This window comes from Pseudonocardia sp. (assembly GCF_050250275.1).
Lineage (GTDB): Bacteria > Actinomycetota > Actinomycetes > Mycobacteriales > Pseudonocardiaceae > Pseudonocardia.
Window position 1 is genome coordinate 126,586 of the sequence record NZ_JBFWOY010000001.1, and the last position, 12,860, is coordinate 139,445.

At 72.2% G+C, this 12,860-nt stretch carries 14 protein-coding genes and 1 pseudogene; 10 read left to right on the forward strand and 5 right to left on the reverse strand.

What is annotated here, in order from left to right:
• Position 1: 1 nt before the first annotated feature.
• The 6 genes from AB7F12_RS00660 (at position 2) to AB7F12_RS00685 (ending at position 4,371) form a co-directional block, all read left to right on the forward strand.
• Complete coding sequence (locus AB7F12_RS00660) at positions 2 to 322, forward strand: phenol hydroxylase subunit P4 (protein ID WP_428496884.1); 321 nt, start codon at positions 2 to 4, stop codon at positions 320 to 322.
• A 9-nt stretch (positions 323 to 331) separates the two neighbouring features.
• Positions 332 to 1,384: an NADH:ubiquinone reductase (Na(+)-transporting) subunit F gene (locus AB7F12_RS00665; RefSeq protein ID WP_428496883.1), complete on the forward strand. Its 1,053-nt coding sequence runs from the start codon at positions 332 to 334 to the stop codon at positions 1,382 to 1,384.
• Between the two features lie 25 nt (positions 1,385 to 1,409).
• A complete protein-coding gene (locus AB7F12_RS00670) occupies positions 1,410 to 2,513 on the forward strand; it encodes a mandelate racemase/muconate lactonizing enzyme family protein (RefSeq protein ID WP_428496882.1) in 1,104 nt (367 codons plus the stop codon).
• 37 nt (positions 2,514 to 2,550) lie between these two features.
• The gene (gene catA, locus AB7F12_RS00675) at positions 2,551 to 3,402 is read left to right on the forward strand and encodes a catechol 1,2-dioxygenase (RefSeq protein WP_428496881.1); all 852 of its coding nucleotides are present in this window, start codon (positions 2,551 to 2,553) and stop codon (positions 3,400 to 3,402) included.
• A 90-nt stretch (positions 3,403 to 3,492) separates the two neighbouring features.
• Positions 3,493 to 3,768, forward strand: a complete 276-nt coding sequence (gene catC / locus AB7F12_RS00680; RefSeq protein WP_428496880.1) for a muconolactone Delta-isomerase — start codon at positions 3,493 to 3,495, stop codon at positions 3,766 to 3,768.
• Between the two features lie 57 nt (positions 3,769 to 3,825).
• On the forward strand, positions 3,826 to 4,371 hold the full coding sequence (locus AB7F12_RS00685; RefSeq protein ID WP_428516408.1) for a DUF5134 domain-containing protein: 546 nt from the start codon (positions 3,826 to 3,828) through the stop codon (positions 4,369 to 4,371).
• A 77-nt stretch (positions 4,372 to 4,448) separates the two neighbouring features.
• On the opposite strand, the gene AB7F12_RS00690 is transcribed toward AB7F12_RS00685, so the two are convergent.
• Positions 4,449 to 5,468, reverse strand: a complete 1,020-nt coding sequence (locus AB7F12_RS00690; RefSeq protein ID WP_428496878.1) for an LLM class flavin-dependent oxidoreductase — start codon at positions 5,466 to 5,468, stop codon at positions 4,449 to 4,451.
• Between the two features lie 52 nt (positions 5,469 to 5,520).
• Complete coding sequence (locus AB7F12_RS00695; RefSeq protein WP_428517830.1) at positions 5,521 to 6,324, reverse strand: SDR family oxidoreductase; 804 nt, start codon at positions 6,322 to 6,324, stop codon at positions 5,521 to 5,523.
• 30 nt (positions 6,325 to 6,354) lie between these two features.
• On the opposite strand from AB7F12_RS00695, the gene AB7F12_RS00700 reads away from it, so the two are divergent.
• Complete coding sequence (locus AB7F12_RS00700) at positions 6,355 to 7,233, forward strand: LysR family transcriptional regulator (RefSeq protein WP_428496876.1); 879 nt, start codon at positions 6,355 to 6,357, stop codon at positions 7,231 to 7,233.
• 42 nt (positions 7,234 to 7,275) lie between these two features.
• On the opposite strand, the pseudogene AB7F12_RS00705 reads toward AB7F12_RS00700, so the two are convergent.
• Positions 7,276 to 7,623: pseudogene (locus AB7F12_RS00705) on the reverse strand (MerR family transcriptional regulator); the annotation flags it as partial.
• A gap of 90 nt (positions 7,624 to 7,713) precedes the next feature.
• On the opposite strand from AB7F12_RS00705, the gene AB7F12_RS00710 reads away from it, so the two are divergent.
• Entirely contained in the window at positions 7,714 to 8,676 is a 963-nt protein-coding gene (locus AB7F12_RS00710) for a TIGR03619 family F420-dependent LLM class oxidoreductase (protein WP_428496875.1), read from the forward strand.
• 1 nt (position 8,677) lies between these two features.
• On the opposite strand, the gene AB7F12_RS00715 is transcribed toward AB7F12_RS00710, so the two are convergent.
• Positions 8,678 to 9,730 carry a GlxA family transcriptional regulator gene (locus AB7F12_RS00715; protein WP_428517832.1) on the reverse strand — a complete coding sequence of 351 codons (1,053 nt, stop codon included), beginning with the start codon at positions 9,728 to 9,730 and terminating at the stop codon, positions 8,678 to 8,680.
• A gap of 167 nt (positions 9,731 to 9,897) precedes the next feature.
• Between AB7F12_RS00715 and AB7F12_RS00720 the strand changes: the two genes are divergently transcribed.
• Positions 9,898 to 10,536 (forward strand): HD domain-containing protein, encoded by a 639-nt coding sequence (locus AB7F12_RS00720; protein WP_428496873.1) that lies wholly within the window; start codon positions 9,898 to 9,900, stop codon positions 10,534 to 10,536.
• Positions 10,537 to 10,606: 70 nt separating this feature from the next.
• Positions 10,607 to 11,545 carry an NADP-dependent oxidoreductase gene (locus tag AB7F12_RS00725; protein ID WP_428496872.1) on the forward strand — a complete coding sequence of 313 codons (939 nt, stop codon included), beginning with the start codon at positions 10,607 to 10,609 and terminating at the stop codon, positions 11,543 to 11,545.
• A 27-nt stretch (positions 11,546 to 11,572) separates the two neighbouring features.
• Here the strand turns inward: AB7F12_RS00725 and AB7F12_RS00730 are convergent, their stop codons facing one another.
• Entirely contained in the window at positions 11,573 to 12,823 is a 1,251-nt protein-coding gene (locus AB7F12_RS00730; protein WP_428496871.1) for a bifunctional 3,4-dihydroxy-2-butanone-4-phosphate synthase/GTP cyclohydrolase II, read from the reverse strand.
• Between the last annotated feature and the right edge of the window lie 37 nt (positions 12,824 to 12,860).

The following is a 12,860-nucleotide window of genomic DNA, read 5'->3' on the forward strand; positions in this document are numbered from 1 at the left end:
CATGACCGTCAAGGCGCTCTACGACTACGAGTTCCCGTCCGCCGACCGCGCCGAGAACTTCGGCGACGACCAGCTCGTGTACGTGCACTGGGACGGGAACCCGCTGTTCAGCTCGGCCGCGTGCTTCCGCGCGCCGAAGACCATCCCGTTCGGCGAGTTCGTCGCCGGGATCGTCGTGCCGTGGGCCGGCTCCGACCCCGACTTCGACGCCTCCGCCATCACCGGATGGCGGCTGTTCGACGAGCCGTTGCAGGTGGCCGACGACAAGTCGCTCGCCGACCTCGGCGTCGGGCACAAGGCGATGCTGCACTTCTCGGCCTGAGGATCCGCCATGAACACCTACACCATCACCGTCGAACCGATCGGTGCCGAGATCGAGTGCCGCGAGGACCAGACGGTCCTGGACGCCTGCCTGCGGGACGGCATCTGGCTGCCGCACGCCTGCACCCACGGGACCTGCGGCACCTGCAAGGCCCAGGTCCTCGACGGCGAGCTCGATCTCGGCGACGCCTCCCCCTACGCCCTGCTCGACAGCGAGCGGGAGGAGGGCGCGGCGCTGCTGTGCGTCGCCAGACCACGCAGCGACGTGACGATCGAGGGTGAGGTGGACGTCGAGGACGGGATCGACGTCCACCCGGTGCGGGACTACACCGGCACCGTCGTCGAGCTGACGGACGTCGCACCCACGGTGCGGCGGCTGCGGCTTCGGCTCGACCGGCCGATCCCGTTCAACCCCGGGCAGTACGTGCAGCTCACCACCCCGGCCGGTGAGACCCGGCCGTACTCGCTCGCCGTCGCCCCGGCGGACACGACGACGATCGAGCTGCACGTCAAGCGCTCGCCCGACGGCGCCGCGACCGAGGGCTGGATCTTCAAGGACCTCGCGGTCGGCGACGTCGTGCCCGTGTCCGGGCCCTACGGCCAGTTCTTCCTGCGCGCCGCGCGCGACGAGCCGATCCTCATGCTGGCCGGCGGCACCGGCCTGGCCCCGATGAAGGCGATGCTCCGGCACATCGAGAACATCGACAGCGGCCACGAGGTCGTCCTCTACCACGGGGTCCCCGCCGCCGCCGATCTCTACGAGCACACCTGGCTGCAGGAGTTCGCCGACACCCACGAGTGGTTCACCTACCGCCCCGCGCTGTCCCAGGAGGAGTTCGACGGCCGGACGGGACGGGTGCCGGCGCTGCTCGCGCAGGACTACCCACGGGCGTCGGGCAACGTCGCCTACATCTGCGGCAGCCCGGCCTTCGTGGGCGACACGATGAAGGCGCTCATGAAGGCGAGGCTCTTCCCCCGCAACATCTACCGCGAGGACTTCTTCGACTCCGCCGACCGCGCGGCGGGGTCGAACGTCGTCCGGAGCCCGCTCATCCGACGCTGACCCGCCGCGGTCAGGAAGGCACGTCATGAAGATCAGCAAGATCGAGGCGATCCCCTTCGCGATCCCCTACCGCAAGCCGCTGCGGTTCGCGTCCGGGTCCGTCTCCGACGCCGAGCACGTCCTGGTCCGGGTCCACACCGACGACGGCCTGGTCGGAACCGCGGAAGCGCCGCCACGCCCGTTCACCTACGGCGAGACTCAGGAATCGATCGTCGCGATCGTGACGACCGTCTTCGCCCCCCAGGTCGTCGGCCTGTCCCCCCTCGACCGGGAACAGGTCCGCGTCCGCCTGGACCGGACCGTCGGCAACCCCACCGCCAAGGCCGCCATCGACATGGCGTTGTGGGACATCGTCGGACAGGCTCTCGGCGTCCCGGTGACCGACCTGCTCGGCGGGTTCGGCGACCGGATGCGCGTCTCGCACATGGTCGGGTTCGCCGAGCCGGCCGAGATGGTCGCCGAGGCGGGCCGGATGCAGGAGCACCACGGCATCACCACCTTCAAGGTGAAGGTCGGCCGGCGGCCCGTCGGACTCGACGTCGCCGCCTGCCGCGCACTCCGCGAGGCCATGCCGGACGCCGAGATCTACATCGACGGGAACCGGGGCTGGACGCCGATCGAGTCGGCACGGGCGCTGCGGGCACTGGCCGACATCGACCTCCAGTTCGCCGAGGAGCTGTGCCCCGCCGACGACGTACTGGGGCGCCGCTGGCTGGTGACGCAGAGCCCCGTCCCGATCTTCGCCGACGAGAGCGCACCGACCCCCGGCGACGTCACCCGCGAGCTGCTCGGCGGATCCGCCACCGGCATCAGCATCAAGACCGCGCGCACCGGGTTCACCGGGTCGCACCGCATCCTCGCCCAGTGCGAGGGCCTCGGGGTCGAGGTGGTGCTCGGCAACCAGATCGACGGGCAGATCGGGTCGCTCTGCTCGCTCGCGTTCGGTGCCGCCTTCGAGGGCACCTCGCGTCGGGCGGGCGAGCTGTCGAACTTCCTGGACATGAGCGACGACCTGCTCACCGAACCGCTGGAGATCCGCAACGGGACCGTCCGGGTGCGGCAGGCGCCCGGGCTCGGCATCGAGATCGACGAGGACAAGCTCCGCCACTACCGGACCGACGCCCGCTGACCGGGACGAACCACCACTTCTCGACGAAGGGACCAGCATGACCACCACCACCACCCCGTCACCCACCGCCGCCGGCTCCGGCGCCAGCGCCTCCGAGGTGTTCCGCGCCAGCTCCGAGCGTCGCGGGCCCGCCGCGACGAGCCAGGAGCGCACGGCCCGGGTCGTCGGACGCGTCCTCGATGCCATCCACCAGGTCGTGCGCGAGGAAGAGGTGACCTATCCGGAGTTCCAGGCCGCGAAGCGTTGGCTGATGGACGTCGGCGAGGGCGGCGAATGGCCGCTGTTCCTCGACGTCTTCGTCGAACACGAGGTCGAGAAGGTCGCCGCCAGGACGCAGGAAGGCACCGTCGGCACCATCGAGGGCCCGTACTACCTGCCCGCACAGACCCGGCTGCCCTCGGTGGCGACCCTGCCGATGCGGGAGGACGAGAAGGGGGAGAAGCTGCTGTTCACCGGGCAGGTCCGCGACCTCGACGGCAACCCCCTCCCCGGTGCCGAGGTCGACTTCTGGCAGGCCGACGCCGACGGCTACTACTCCGGATTCGCACCCCACCTGCCGGCCGACAACCTGCGCGCCGTGGTGGTCACCGACGACCAGGGCCGGTTCGCGATCACCTCGATCAAGCCCGCCCCGTACCGGATCCCGACGGACGGGCCGACCGGTGCGCTGATCTCGGCCGCCGGCTGGCACCCCTGGCGCCCCGCCCACCTGCACCTGATGGTGCGCGCCGACGGACACCGCCAGATCACGACGCAGCTGTACTTCTCCGGCGGCGAATGGCTCGACGACGACGTCGCCTCCGCGACGAAGGAGGAGCTGGTCCTCGACCCCGCGCGCACCGCCGACGGCTGGGCCGTCGAGTACGACTTCGTCCTCGAACGCGCCTGACCTCCGGGTCCGGCTCCGCACCCGGAGCCGGACCCGGCCCGCCGCTGCGGGCCCGACCGTCCACGCACTTCCCGAGAGGACTCCCCTTCGATGCTCTTCCACGTCACCATGGACGTCGAGGTTCCCCGTGACCTCGACCCGGGCGTCAGGGCCGACCTGGTCGCGCGGGAGAAGGCGTACTGCCAGGACCTGCAGGAGCAGGGCCGGTGGGTGCACATCTGGCGGGTCGTCGGCAGGTACTCCAACGTCAGCGTCTTCGACGTGGGCTCCACCGACGAGCTCCACGACATCCTCTGGAACCTGCCCCTGTTCCCGTTCATGACGATCGCGGTGACGCCGCTGTGCCCGCACCCGTCCGCGCTGTAGCCGGCGGTCGACCCGCGCGGCCGCGGGAGCGGTGACGGGTTGCCGACCGGCGCATGGGTGTTCACCACCGTCTTCGCCGTCACCGGGGCGCAGCCCGTCGTCCGGCTCGTCGCCGGCGCGCCCGGGTGCGGCCGGCTGAACAGCCTCTCCCACCTGGTCATGAGCCTCGGCATGATCGCGATGGTGCACGGGTGGACGGGCGGCTCGTCGGTCCTGCTGGGGATCGCCCCGGCCGTCCCCTTCAGCCTCGCCGCCGCCGGGTTCGCCTACCGGCTCCGCGCGCGGGGCGATCGCAGCGCCACGACCCATCTCGTCATGAACGCGGCGATGGCGTGGATGACCGCCGCGATGGTGGTCCCGGCCGCCGGACACGGAGACCACTCCGGCGCCGGCCCCCTCGGCGGACTCGTGGCCGATGCGGTGACGCTCCTCGCGGTCGGCTGCGTCGCGGCGTCGACCTACCGGTGCGCGGTACCGCCCGTCCCGGGACCGCCGATCCCGGGACCGCCGGGGACGCCGAGCCCGGCGATCGGCCGCGTCGACACCACCTGTCAGGTCCTCATGGGCATCGGCATGTCGAGCATGCTGCTCACCATGATCTGACCCCCGCGGTGACTCGGTCGCCGTCGTCGGGTGCGGCCGACGGCACGGCGCCGGGGCCGCCGAACCCGTGGCCGGGGTCAGGCGGTGGCCGACGTGGGGAGGCGGCCCAGCGCGACGAGGCGCTCGGCGATCCCACGCAGGGCGGCGGCCTGGTCGGCCTGGCCCATGATGAACATGACACCGTCGCAGCCCTGGGACTCGAGCAGGTCCAGCCGGGCCCGCCAGCGGTCCTCGTCGCCCCACACGCACATGTGGTCGATGAGGTGGTCCGACAGCGCCGGGGTCACGACATCCAGGTTGGCCGGACGGGTGTTGTCGGCGTGGAAGGCGTAGTCGTAGCGGCGCCACATCTCGTGCACGTCGCGCTCGATCTCGGGCGGCAGGTTGCGGTCCGAGAGATCGCCGCGGAAGGCCCGGTTGGCCATCGCCACGATCATCGCACCGAGGTCGTCGCGCACCTCGTCCTTGGTCGCGCACACCGACGCGCTGGGCGCGAGCCAGACCGACCGCGTCGCATCCGTCGCCCGGACGACCTGCAGGCGCCGCGTCAGCACCTCCGGATCCAGCGTCCCCCCGTAGAGGAGCCCGTCGCCGATCCGCGCGGCGAGCGCGGTCCCCCGCGGGCCGTCGGCGGCGACGAGCAGCTCCGGGCGCCGGCGCGCGAACCCGGTGCCGGGGATGTGGCTGCGTGGGTAGGTGGTGGAGGAGAAGGCCGCGCCCTCGCCACGCCAGTACGACTCGAGCGCCTCGACCCCGTCCTCGAGCTCGGCCATCGTCGCGGGCTTCAGCCCCAGACCGCGCGCCGCGCTGTTCCCGGTGCCGACGGCGGCCATGCCACGCCCGCCCGTGAACTCGTTGAACGTCGCCAGCAGGTTTCCGACGATCACCGGATGCCGTGCGACGAGATGGGTGACCATCGGCCCGATCCGGATGCGCTCCGACACCCGCGCGGCCTCGAGCTGGTGCAGATAGCTCTCCTGGTAGACGGTCGGCGAGTCCGCGACGCCCATCCAGTCGAACCCGGCGGCGTCGCCGACCCGCGCGACGTCGCGCGTCTCGTCGACGTCGCGCGGAAGGAGCATGAACCCGAACCTCATGTCGCCTCGCTCTCCTCTGGGTGCCGCGACCCACGCCGCGACCCGATGCGGCTCATGCCGCGGCCAGGCTCCCGCCACCGTCGACGCGCAGCGTCTGGCCCGTGATGAAGCCCGCGTCCTCCGACAACAGGAAACAGATCGCGGCCGCGAGCTCGGCCGGCGTGCCGATGCGGTCGACGGGGATGCCCGCGAGGAAGCGCGCCTCGGCCGCGGAGCCCGCCGAGGTGTTGGCGCGGAACATCTCCGTCTCCGTCGGGCCGGGTGCGACCGCGTTGACCGTGATGCCGGTCGGGCCGAGCTCCCTGGCCCAGGTCCGGGTGCACGCCTCGAGCGCGGCCTTCGCGGCGCCGTACGCGGTGCGCCCGGCCGTGCCGAGCGTGACCATGCTGGTGACGTTGACGATCCGCCCCCAGCCGGCGGCCCGCATGCCGGGCAGGGCGGCCTGCGCGACCTGCACGGCGACCCGCACGTTGACGTCGTACAGGGCGGCGAGGTCGTCGAGGTCGATCGAGCCCAGCGGGGCGAGCCGGACCGAGCCGACGTTGTTGACCACGGCGTCGACGGTGCCGTCCGCGACGACGGCCTCCAGCACCGCCGCGGTGTCCGCCCGGTCGGCGAGGTCGGCGACATGGAACGCGCCGGGGAAGCTCTCCGGAGCGGTGCGCGCGATCCCCACCGGGCGATGCCCCGTCATGGCCAGCCGCTCCGCGACCGAACGACCGATTCCCCTCGACGCACCGGTGATCAGTACCCGCCTGCTCGTCACGCGTGCTCTTCCTCTCGCCCGGCCCCGTACGGACATGACGCTAAAGTTGTGGCGCCCCGAGGAGAAATACCTCTGCCGACATGCCGCCATAACCACAGGCGCATGAGGAGTTCCCGGCTCATGACGTTGCTGCAGCTCAAGGTGCTCATCGCGGTGATCGAGCACGGCGGGTTCACCGCAGCCGGAGCCGCCCTGGGCATGTCACAACCCGCCGTGAGCCGCTCGGTGGCCGCCCTCGAGGCGGAACTGGGCGCTCCCCTGCTGGCCCGCAACCGCGCCGGGGCGACGCTCACCGAGGCCGGCGTCCGGGCGGTCGCACACGCCCGCGAAGTGGTGCGGCAGTCGGACCTGCTGCGCACCGAGGTCGCCGCCGTGTCGGGGCAGGTGACCGGCACGTTGCGGCTGGCCAGCCTGCCGTCGGCCACCGGCACCCTCATCGCGCCGCTGCTGCGCGGCTTCGCGGAGCGGTGCCCGTTGGTGAAGGTGCGGCTGCTCGAGGGCAGCGACGACGAGATCCGCGACTGGCTGGACCAGGGCGTCGTCGACGCCGGCGTGGTGACGGTGCCGGCTCCCGGGCTGCGGCTCGAACTGCTGGACAGCCACGAGATGGTCGCGGTCCTGCCCGCAGGCCATCCGCTGGGTGCAGCCGAGGCGGTCGACTACGCGGCGCTGGCCGCCGAGCCGTTCATCCGGTCCAACTGCGGGTGCGCGCAGGTGTTCGAGAGTGTCGCCCGCCAGGTGGGGGTCCGCCTCGACATCGCGTTCGAGGCCCGCGAGCTGGCCGCGGTGCTGGAGATGGTCGGTGCCGGGCTCGGTGTGAGCATCGTGCCCGCGGTCGCCCTGCGCGCGGTCCCCGCCGAGACGGTCGTGCGGCCGCTCCTGCCGAGGACCGTCCGCACGCTCGCCGTGGCCGTCAGCGCGAGCGCGTCACCCGCGGCGCGTGCCTTCCTCGACGAGATCGCGGCGAACCGGACGCGGCCGGCCGTCGCCGTCGGATGACGCCCGGCCGCTCGCCCCGGCGTTCGCCGCCCTCACTCCGAGGACCTTCCCCAGGTAGTCGGCGACGGCGTCCCGGTTACGGGTCAGGCACTCGATACGTTCGGACAGCCGGTCGCGCTCCCGCCGCAGCGTGAGGATCATCTCCGGGGTCACGTCCGGCACGTAGATGCTCTGCGGCGTGTCCAGGCACGGCAGGAGCTGCTGGATGATGCGGGTGGGCAGGCCCGCGTCGAGCAGTCCCTTGATCTGCAGCACGACGTCGACGTGGGCGTCCTGGTACTCCCGGTAGCCGTTGGACCCACGGCCGGGGACGACCAGGCCCTGCTCCTCGTAGTAGCGCAGCAGGCGGCGGGAGACGCCGGTGCGTTCGGCGAGCTCCCCGATCCTCATGTGGCCGAGCCTACGCTTGACCTTCACATCGATGTGAGTGTTCAGACTCGGTGGTGCGCAACCACGACCACCACCACATCGGAGCACCACGTGAAACTCGGACTTCGCCTGCCCCAGCGACTCGGCGTCGACCTGCGACGCGACCTCGTCCATGCGGCGAGAACAGCCGAGACCGCGGGCTACGACAGCCTCTGGACCTACGAACGCCTGCTGTTCCCGGCAACGCCCGCCGAGCCCTACGCGCCGCCGAACGTGCCGTGGCCCGAGACCCAGCGGCAGGCCGCCGACCCCCTGGCCGTCCTCACCGCCGCCGCGGTCGCGACCGAGAAGGTCCGGCTCGGCACCGCCGTCCTCGTCGCGGCCCTGCACACCCCGATCCAGCTCGCGAAGACCCTGGCCACGGTCGACCAGATCAGCGGCGGCCGCGTCATCGCCGGCATGAGCGGCGGCTGGTCCAGCGACGAGCTCCGCGCCACCGGCGCCACCCGCGCGGACCGCGGGCGTTTCCTCGACGAGACGCTTGACGTCTTCGCCACCGCCTGGGCCCCCGACCCGGTGACCTTCCACAGCCCCCGCGTCGTCATCGACAACGCCTCCGTCCTCCCCAAACCCGTGACGACGATCCCGGTCATGCTGGGTGGAGGCGGCAGCGACCTGGGCCGCGACGCCGGCTCCAGGGCCGTCCAGCGGATCGCCCGGCGGGCCGACGGCTGGCTACCGCTCCTCACCACGCCAGGGCCGGCAGGAGCAGCCGAGCTCCGCGCGAGCTGGAACCGGCTCCGCCAGATGGCATCCGACCTCGGCCGGGACGCCGACCGGATGGAGATGATCGTGGTCGGCAACGTCACCTTCACCGACCGCCCGACAGGTCCCGACCGATCCGCGTTCATCGGCACCCTCGACCAGATCCTGGAGGACGTCCACACCGCAGCCGATGCGGGCGCCGACGAGCTCATCATCGATCTCAACCTGCAGGACTGGTTCGCCGGTACCGATCAGATGCTCGAGACCGCGTTGGAGATCCGCGAACGCGCCACCGCATCCGGCATCTGACCTACGACGTCGGCGTGCGGCGGGTCGTACCGAAGCGGCGCTGGTAGGCGGTCGGGCTCATGCACAGACGCCTCGCGAAGACCCGTCGCATGCTCTCGTAGCTCGGGAACCCGGCACGGGCGGCGGCCTCGGTCGCCGTGTGCCCCTGGTCGAGCGCCGCCCGCGCCACATCGAAGCGGATGCTCTCCACGTACCGGGCCGGAGTGATCGCCAGCTCGTCGTGGAACAGCCGCGTCAGATGTCGGGTGCTGACCCCGAGATGCCTCGCCAGGTCGCCGAGCGAATGGCTCCCCCCAGGATCCGCCGTCACCAGGTCGGTCACCTTCCGCAGCGCCGGAGTCCTGGGCGGCGGTCCCTGCAGCGGTGCGGAGAACTGCGACTGCCCACCCGCACGCTGCATGTAGACCACCAGCGCCCGCGCGACGTCACGGGCGACGTCCGCGCCGTGGTCCTCCTCGACCAGCGCGAGCGCGAGATCGATGCCGGCCGTCACCCCCGCCGACGTGTACGTGGTGCCGTCACGGACGTAGATCGCGTCCGGCTCGACCGTGCACGTCGGACAGCGCGACGCGAGCTCGTGAGCGACCTGCCAGTGGGTGGTCGCACGCTTCCCGTCGAGCAGACCGGCAGCCGCCAGCACGAACGCCCCCGTGCAGATCGAGCCGACCCGGCCCGCCCCGGCCGCCGGCACCCGCGCCGCACTCGCCAGGTCGCGCGGCACAGACGTGCGGGGGAACAGGCCCGAGCCCGCCACCAGGTACGTGCCCACCGCCGGTTCCGACGAGACGGCGCCGTCGACCGCCACCCGGAAACCCAGGTTGGAGACGACGTCGTCACCCGTCGGCGACATCAACCGGACGCCGTAGTCGGCGCCGAACCGGTTGGCCTCCACGAACACCTCGGCCGGGCCCGCCACGTCGAGCAGGGTCACGCCGTCATAGACCAGGAACGCGACACAGTGACGACCCGGACCCACCCGGCCGGTCGTCGACCCACCGGACGATCCTCCGGGCGGCGGCAGCCGGCCGGCTCCGGCAGCTCCGGACGGGGACACCGCGCATTGGTAGCACACCGACCGCACCACACACGGCCACGACCCGGAACAGCCCCGCGTCCTGATCCGAGGGGTTTCCGGCCGGACGAGAGCAGCGCAGGACACCCCACGTTCGGCACCATTCGATGGACACACCCATCGACACCATGGAAGGCGATGCAGAACTCATGTCACACACCGTGGCGGGTATCGAGATTCCCGAGTCGGCGCCGGTCGCCGAAGCGACCCGCCTCGTCCGGGAAACGACGAGCCCACTGATCCACCACCACTCCCAGCGGGTCTACCTCTTCGGCAGGCTCCATGCCCGCCGGCTCGCCCTGACCCCCGACCCCGAACTGCTGTACCTCGCAGCGATGTTCCACGACACCGGGCTGACGACGCCCTACTCGCACGAGGTGCAGCGCTTCGAGGTCGACGGCGCCGACCACGGGCGCGCGTTCCTCCTCAAGCACGGGTTCTCCCCCGCCGCCGCCGACACCGTGTGGGCCGCCATCGCCCTGCACACGACGCCCGGTATCCCCACCCGCATGGGCCCCGAGATCGCCGCGACACACCTCGGCGTCATGACTGACGTCATCGGTCTGGGACTCGACGACATCGACCCCGACCAGATCGACGAGATCGTCGCCGCCCACCCCCGGGGCGACTTCAAGAACGAGTTCCTGACCGCGTACTTCGAGGGCAACAAGGACCGGCCGGACACCACCAACGGCACGGTGAACTCGGACGTCCTCGAACACTTCATCCCCGACCTGCGGCGGACGACCACCGTCGAACGCATGCTCGGCTCCCCCTGGCCCAGCTGACACCGCCCGCCCGACCACCGCACCACCGCAGCACCACCACCGAGACACCCGACCCCGGAAGGACCCCACCGTGCGCGCCATCATCGTTCGAGACCGAGAAACCGGAACAGCCGGCCTCGAGACGACCGAGCTCCCCTACCCCCACGCCGCGGAGAACGACGTCATCGTCGCGGTACACGCCGCCGGCTTCACCCCCGGCGAACTCGCCTGGCCCGCCACCTGGACCGACAGGGCCGGGCGCGACCGCACCCCCAGCATCCCCGGCCACGAGCTGTCCGGCGTCGTCGTCGAGCTCGGCTTCGGCACCACCGGCCTCACCGTCGGCCAACGCGTCTTCGGCCTCACCGACTGGGCCCGCAACGGCTCGCTGGCCGAGTACTGCGCCGTCGAGGCGCGCAACCTCGCCCCCCTCCCCGCCGACATCGACCACACGGTCGCCGCGGCCCTGCCGATCTCGGGCCTCACCGCCTGGCAGGCGCTGTTCGACCACGCCCGGCTCACCACCGGCCAGACAGTGCTGATCCACGGTGCCGCCGGCGGTGTCGGATCCGTCGCCGTCCAACTCGCACAGCGGGCGGGCGCCCAGGTGATCGGCACCGGACGGGCCGCCGACCGCGACGTGGTGCTGGGCCTCGGCGCACACGCCTTCCTGGACCTGGACACGGAGACACTCGACGACCTCGGCCAGGTCGACGTCGTCCTCGACGTGATCGGCGGCGACGTCCTCGAGCGCTCCACCGCGCTCGTACGACCCGGTGGCACGCTCGTGACCATCGCCGAGCCGCCCACCGTGCAGCCCGCGGACGGCCGCGCCGTCTTCTTCGTCGTCGAACCCGACCGCGCCCGGCTCACCGACCTCGCCCAGCTGGTCCGGGACGGACACCTGCGCCCCCTGGTCGGCAGCGTCCGCCCCCTCGCCGAGACCCGGGAGGCGTTCAGCCGCCGCACACGCATGCCCGGCAAGACAATCATCGACATCGTCGGGGGAACGAGCACCGATCCCCGGTGACCGGCGGGCCACCGACGGATCGCGGGCTCAGCCGCTCTGCGCGTCGAGGTCGAGGGTGTGCCCCATCCGCTGCTGCTTCGTGCGGAGGTAGCGCAGGTTGTGCGACGTGGGCTCCGACGGGAAGCCGACCCGCGCGACGATCTCCAGCCCGTGACCGTCGAGGCCACCGTACTTCGCCGGGTTGTTCGTGATCAGCCGCAGCCGGGAGATGCCCAGGTCGGCGATGATCTGAGCACCCGTCCCGTACGAGCGCGAGTCGACGGGCAGGCCCTGGGCGGTGTTCGCGTCGACGGTGTCCAGCCCGGACTCCTGGAGGGCGTAGGCGCGGATCTTGTGAGCGAGGCCGATCCCCCGACCCTCGTGCCCACGCAGGTACACCACGACGCCCGCGCCCTCCGCGGCGATCGCACGCAGCGCCCGCTCGAGCTGGTCGCCACAGTCGCAGCGCAGCGAGCCGATGATGTCACCGGTCAGACACTCGCTGTGCACGCGCACGAGTGTCCCCTCGGGTCGGCGGCTCGCCTCCGCCACGTCGCCGTGCACCAGGGCGAGGTGCTCGGTGCCGTCGAGCACCGAGCGGTACGCCACGGCCCGGAAGTCGCCGAACACCGTCGGCATGGCGGCGGAGGCGACGTGCTCGACCAGCCGCTCCGTCGCGCTCCGGTACCGCACGAGGTCGGCGATCGCGAGCACGGGCAGGTCGTGCTCGGCGGCGAACGCGCGCAGCACCCCACCGCGCGCCATCGACCCGTCCGACGCGACGATCTCGCCGATCACCCCGACCGGCTCCCGCCCGGCCAGCCGCAACAGGTCGACGGCGGCCTCGGTGTGGCCGGCCCGGACCAGCACCCCGCCCGCCCTCGCACGCAGCGGGAACACGTGCCCGGGCCGGCGCAGCTCCTCCGGCCGGGTCCCGGGGTCGGCGAGCGCGCGGAGAGTCCGCGCACGGTCGGCCGCGGACACCCCGGTCCCGGCGGCCGCGTGGTCCACCGTCACCGTGAACGCCGTGCCGTGGGCGTCCGCGTTGTCCTGCACCATCGGCGGCAGCCCGAGGACGTCGGCGCGCTCCGCGGCCATCGGGGCGCACACGATCCCGGTCGTGTGCCGGACCACGAAGGCGAGCTGCTCGGCAGTCGCCGTCGCGGCCGCCAGCACGAGATCACCCTCGTCCTCGCGGTCGGCGTCGTCGGTGACGATCACCATGCCACCGGCCGCGAGCGCTGCGACGGCACGTTGGACGGCTCCGGCGCCCGGCAGGGAACTGGGGTTCGCGTTCACGTCGACTCCTCACATCGGGCACGTCGTCGGGCCCCGA